This window comes from Pseudomonas sp. S37, assembly GCF_016658545.1.
GTDB lineage: Bacteria > Pseudomonadota > Gammaproteobacteria > Pseudomonadales > Pseudomonadaceae > Aquipseudomonas.
Genome location: NZ_JACVZC010000202.1, coordinates 1 through 4,616, shown reverse-complemented (window position 1 = coordinate 4,616; position 4,616 = coordinate 1). Strand labels below are relative to the sequence as shown.

Below are 4,616 nucleotides of genomic sequence, written 5' to 3'. Positions count from 1 at the left end.
GAAATCCTGGGGCTGCTGCGCAGCCCATCGCGACGCAAGGCCGCTCCTACATCGACCGCGTTAATCCCTGCGTGAAGCATTTTGCTTTGCAACTCGAATCATGTACTTTTCAGGGCATTCTTTTCCCGTCCGAAAGTCGCGATTCAACTATGAAAGTGCACGAAGAAATCGAAGGCCTGGCAGTACTGATTCGCGACCTGCGCAAGTTCAAAGGCCTGACCCTGGGCGAGCTGGCACAGCGCATCGGCCGTTCGGTGGGCTTTCTGTCCCAGGTCGAGCGGGGCGTATCACGCCCGACTGTGGCCGACCTCACGGCCATCAGCGAAGAACTCGGTGTCTCCACCGCCTATTTCTACAAGCTGGACAAACCCCGCGAACTCGATTGGGTCACCCGCCCTCACGAGCGCCGCACCCTGCACCTGGCCGGTGGCATTACCGACGTGCTGGCATCCCCTACCATCAGTGGCGCGTTCTCCATGCTCGACAGCCACCTGGAGCCGGGCGCGAGCAGTGGCGAGGAGTACCTGGACGACAGCTCGGAGCAGGGCTGCTTCGTGCTTGAGGGCGAGCTGACCGTGTGGCTGGGCGGCGGTGAGCCGGTAACGCTGCGCGCCAGTGACAGCTTTCAGTTGCAGCCCCATGCAAGCTTTCGCTACGCCAATCTGACCGACAAACCCACACGCGTGCTTTGGGTATTCAGCTGATGGAAAGATGACCTGCGAACAATGAAGTGGCTGCATGGGTTATCCTTGCACCACGCAATCAACTTCAAGCAGTGAATTGAACGATGGGTTTTGAACAACTAGCAGAGCTACGCGACCGCCTGCGGGCGGAAAAACAGCAGGTAAAGGCCGACAGCGCACAGCAGCCAAAGCAGCCAAAGCGCAAGCCGTCCCCGCAGGCGAAGCCGCGCGAGCAGGATCCGGCGGTGGCTGCGATCTGGCCTTTGCAAAAGCATTTTCCACTGGCCTTCCCGGTCAACCCGGCCCCCAAGGTGCCGCTCAAGGAGGGCATTTTCAAGGATGCCGAGCAACACCTGGAGCTGCTTGGCCTGACCCGCGAACAGCTGAAACTGGGTATCTCTACCTGGTGCCGGGGTGCGCGGTACTGGGCAAGCATGGTCGAGGACGCACCGCGCCTGGACCTGAATGGCCAGGCCGCCGGCACCGTGACCGCTGCCCAGGCACTGCATGCCAAGCAGCAGGCTTCGCGGCACCGTAGCCAGGAACGCCGTAACCGGGCGAAGGCAAAAGCACAGGCGCCAGCCCCTGCCGCCGACGCTGCAGCGGTACAGGCTGCCGACTGAGCCCAGTCCGCTACCCTGTGCCCACTTGGACGACAGCCCCCTGGCGGGGCTGTCTCCAGCCCTGAACGCTGGTTTTAACGTATCTCATCGGGTAGTTGATTCAATGCGTATCTTGAGAGATATAGACACTGAGCGCAGAAGCTTCATACCGCTAAGAATCGGCTACTTGCTCATAGCGGCAGTGGTCCTTGTGGGCTCTGCAATATTGCTGCTCGGCCTCGGTTTCTGGGGCGTTTTCGCCTTCTGCTGCGTGAATGCGCCTTTTCTGCTGATGTCCGTTTACTGGAAAGATGCAAAGCTGCGGCGCTTCCATGACGGGATGACCAGTTTCTGCGAAACCTTCTGGCCGCTGGGCTGACCTTTCAATGCCTGCGCGTGCCCTTGTAGGCGCGGGTTTACCCGCGAACACCGGCAAAGCCGGTGCCAGCGACCGAGTTGTCTTCTTCGCGGGTGAACCCGCTCCTACAGGTACTGGGCAAGACCTGCTTAGGTTGGCCGCAACTCACCTTAAGATCATGAATCCTGGATTTACCCTGTTTCCGCCTGCCACGCACACTGCGCGCTCGGTCCAACTACTCAGGGTTTCTCATGCTTGCCCAGGATGAACGCAGTGTGGTCGTTTCAAAACCGCTGTTCAGCTTGTTCTGTTTTGCCAGTTACCTGCTGTCGCTGTCTTACGGCTCGACCTTCCTGCTGGCCTTGCTGGTCGCTGGCCATGGCGGCAACGAACAGGACGCCGGCCATGTGATCTCGGCCGCGATGCTGAGTACATTTGCTGCCGTGCTGGTTTCCGGGCACTTGTCCGATCGCCTGGGGGCCGCGCGGGCCATCGCGCTGTGCGGCCTGGCGCTGGTCATTGCCAACCTGGGGTTCGCCGCGAGTGCCGGCCATATGCAACTGATGATGCTGTTCGGCTTGCTGCTGGGCGTCGGCTGGGGCGTCTTCTACACCCTGGGCCCGATCATCGTGGCGACGATCGTTGCGCCGGCACAGCGCTCGCGGTACTTCGCACTGCTCTCGGGCAGCATGATGAGCGGCATCGGCTCGGCACCTTTGGTGGGGCGTATGGCCAGCCAGTTGGGCCTGCCAGTCACGGCAACCTTCTTTGTGGCTGCGCTGGCCAGCCTGGTCGGGGTGGTGCTGTTCTGGCGAATGGCCGGTGCGTTGGGCCGCCTGCCCGATCGCTTCAGTGCAGCGGTGTCCAGGCTGTCCTGGCAGGCAACCCGCAAAGTCCTCGGCTCAAAGGCCGTGTTCCCGATTGTCATGGTTGGCCTGGGCGGGGCGATCTTTGGCGGGCTATCAAGTTTCCAGACCAGCTATGCCCATGAAAAGGCTCTCGACTACTCGATATTCTTCATTGGCTTCATGAGCGCTGCCATCGCCGGGCGCATGTTGGTGGCCGGGCTGGTGGTGAGGCGCGATCCTTATTGGATGTCGTGCCTGCTGTCGGGGCTGATCGTGGTGTCGATGTTGATGTTCAAGTACTTCGTCGCCGGCAACTTCGGCTACATCCTGGCTGCGCTGGTGCTGGGTATCGGCTATGGCCTGACCTACTCGGTGATCAACGGCCTGGCGGCGAACGAAGCGCCCGAAGGCACCACGACCCAGTCACTGCTGCTGTTCAGCCTTGCCTATTTTGTCGGCGTGTTCGGGTTCCCGTTTCTGGCCGGCAAGATCATCATCGACCAAGGCTTGTCGATGATGCTGCTGATACTGTTGGGGGTGTCCTTGCTCAACTGGTCGATCACGCTGGGGCGGCTGGCCTGGCGTAAGGCCAACTTGCGCAACGCCATGGCGTAGGCTTGGCAGTTACCTTCACATGATCACGTTCAACCCACCCTTGATCGTGCACTCGTAAGGATCGCCGCCCAAGTCCTCCGGCAAGAAGGCTGTCAGGTCGTAGGGCAGCAGCACGGTGTCGAGCACGAACGAGAAGGGAGCATCGATCAGGAATGGCCAACTGCTGAGTGTGTCGGGGTGGTTCGCCCACGCCCAGGACGCGCGGGTGCCGTGGTACACGCAGCGCTCACCGCTCATGTGGCCGATGGTACTGAAGCAGCCGCCCAGCGCCAGCAGTGTGGCAAACAACAGAATTCTTGCGGGCATCATGCCAAGTGGTTTCCTTGATTAGCCAAGGCTGGGACCGCGCCACAGCCTGGTTTATTCTGCGCCGTCTGTATCAGGGTTCACAAGGACGTTCATGATTCCCGTCGATATGCCGATCATGCTGCTCGGCTACATGATCTACATCTTTTCCGAAGTGTTTCTCTGGCTGTTCACCGCCTGCCTGATTGCCCTGCTGATTCCGCGTAGCCGGCGCTACGTGCTGGCGCGGCGTTGGCGCTTCGGCCTGCTGGCGGTGTTGCTGGCGGTCGGTAGCGTGCCTTACGTCGAGTCGGAGTTCAGCCACTGGCAGCAGTGGCGCGCACACAACCCGCGGCTTGAACATGAAGAAGTGCTGGGCGACCTGGTACTGCCAGCGGGCACCCAGGTGCACCTGGACAACCTCGACGACAGGGTGGATTACAGCGGCAAGCCTGTCCCCTACGGCATACAGAGCCTGAAACACGCCGAGTTCGACCGCACGCCGGGGACCATCATGGGCATGCCCATTCGGCGTCTGGAACTGTGGCAGGGCCACGGCAATGCCACGATCGAAACCGTCTCTGCGCATGTACTGGAAGGTTGGAAATGCGAGCCTGGGGAGGTCGAGTTCGAGTTTCCTTTCGGCGCACATTTCAAATTTTCTGAATGGAAGCTGCATCAGTGTCATCTGGCGCCGGGTACGGCGTTGGGTGGCATCGTCTGGCCTGGGCCGGTGAGGGTGTTCTCCAGCGCCCCTCTGTGGGAGGCGAGGTCCGAAGATACCCCGGTCCAGGTGCTGGGCATGGAGCTGCGCTGGCTGAGCATGCGCATGGCGCAGCCTTATGGACCGGCGCGCAGCTGGGATGGCTTCCTGAACCATGCGGTCGATTTTGGCCCGGTGCATTATCCGGCCGACATTCAAGTACGCAGCAGTGAAGGGCGCTTGCTGTTCAGCCTGCCAGTCAGCATGCAAGCGCTGGACCGACGCACCGGCAAGCCTATCGAAGGTGGCCATACCGTGGTGCAGAATGAGGCGGGGGAGGTGCTGGGAGTGCATACCAACGCCGAGATGGGCATCCGCTTTTTCAACGAGCTTCTGGAGCCTTGAGTGATCGCAACGCCGCTATCGTTTTGTTCAAAAAAACCGAGGCTCCCACAGAACTGCACTTAACTAATTGAATTAGCAGGGACACTGTGGGAGCGGCTTTAGCCGCGAACACCGGCG

At 60.8% G+C, this 4,616-nt stretch carries 6 protein-coding genes; 5 read left to right on the top strand and 1 reads right to left on the bottom strand.

Features of this window, described 5'->3' with window-relative positions; genetic code table 11:
• Positions 1 to 149: 149 nt before the first annotated feature.
• The 4 genes from IAE39_RS29055 to IAE39_RS29040 all read left to right on the top strand — a co-directional run bounded on the left by IAE39_RS29055 (position 150) and on the right by IAE39_RS29040 (position 3,106).
• Positions 150 to 704: a helix-turn-helix domain-containing protein gene (locus IAE39_RS29055; protein ID WP_201207904.1), complete on the top strand. Its 555-nt coding sequence runs from the start codon at positions 150 to 152 to the stop codon at positions 702 to 704.
• An 83-nt stretch (positions 705 to 787) separates the two neighbouring features.
• Positions 788 to 1,306, top strand: coding sequence for a ProQ/FinO family protein (locus IAE39_RS29050; RefSeq protein WP_201207903.1), 519 nt, complete (start codon positions 788 to 790; stop codon positions 1,304 to 1,306).
• Positions 1,307 to 1,331: 25 nt separating this feature from the next.
• The gene (locus IAE39_RS29045) at positions 1,332 to 1,664 is read left to right on the top strand and encodes a hypothetical protein (RefSeq protein ID WP_201207902.1); all 333 of its coding nucleotides are present in this window, start codon (positions 1,332 to 1,334) and stop codon (positions 1,662 to 1,664) included.
• Positions 1,665 to 1,894: 230 nt separating this feature from the next.
• Positions 1,895 to 3,106, top strand: coding sequence for an MFS transporter (locus tag IAE39_RS29040; protein ID WP_201207901.1), 1,212 nt, complete (start codon positions 1,895 to 1,897; stop codon positions 3,104 to 3,106).
• Positions 3,107 to 3,121: 15 nt separating this feature from the next.
• Here IAE39_RS29040 and IAE39_RS29035 read toward each other — a convergent pair whose 3' ends face one another.
• Complete coding sequence (locus IAE39_RS29035; RefSeq protein ID WP_201207905.1) at positions 3,122 to 3,412, bottom strand: YceK/YidQ family lipoprotein; 291 nt, start codon at positions 3,410 to 3,412, stop codon at positions 3,122 to 3,124.
• Positions 3,413 to 3,506: 94 nt separating this feature from the next.
• Between IAE39_RS29035 and IAE39_RS29030 the strand changes: the two genes are divergently transcribed.
• Entirely contained in the window at positions 3,507 to 4,499 is a 993-nt protein-coding gene (locus IAE39_RS29030; RefSeq protein WP_201207900.1) for a hypothetical protein, read from the top strand.
• The last annotated feature ends 117 nt before the right edge of the window (positions 4,500 to 4,616 follow it).

Coding starts and splice junctions, on each gene's coding strand:
- IAE39_RS29055 (WP_201207904.1), top strand. CDS start 150: ATGAAAGTGCACGAAGAAATCGAAGGCCTGGCAGTACTGATTCGCGAC.
- IAE39_RS29050 (WP_201207903.1), top strand. CDS start 788: ATGGGTTTTGAACAACTAGCAGAGCTACGCGACCGCCTGCGGGCGGAA.
- IAE39_RS29040 (WP_201207901.1), top strand. CDS start 1,895: ATGCTTGCCCAGGATGAACGCAGTGTGGTCGTTTCAAAACCGCTGTTC.
- IAE39_RS29035 (WP_201207905.1), bottom strand. CDS start 3,412: ATGCCCGCAAGAATTCTGTTGTTTGCCACACTGCTGGCGCTGGGCGGC.
- IAE39_RS29030 (WP_201207900.1), top strand. CDS start 3,507: ATGATTCCCGTCGATATGCCGATCATGCTGCTCGGCTACATGATCTAC.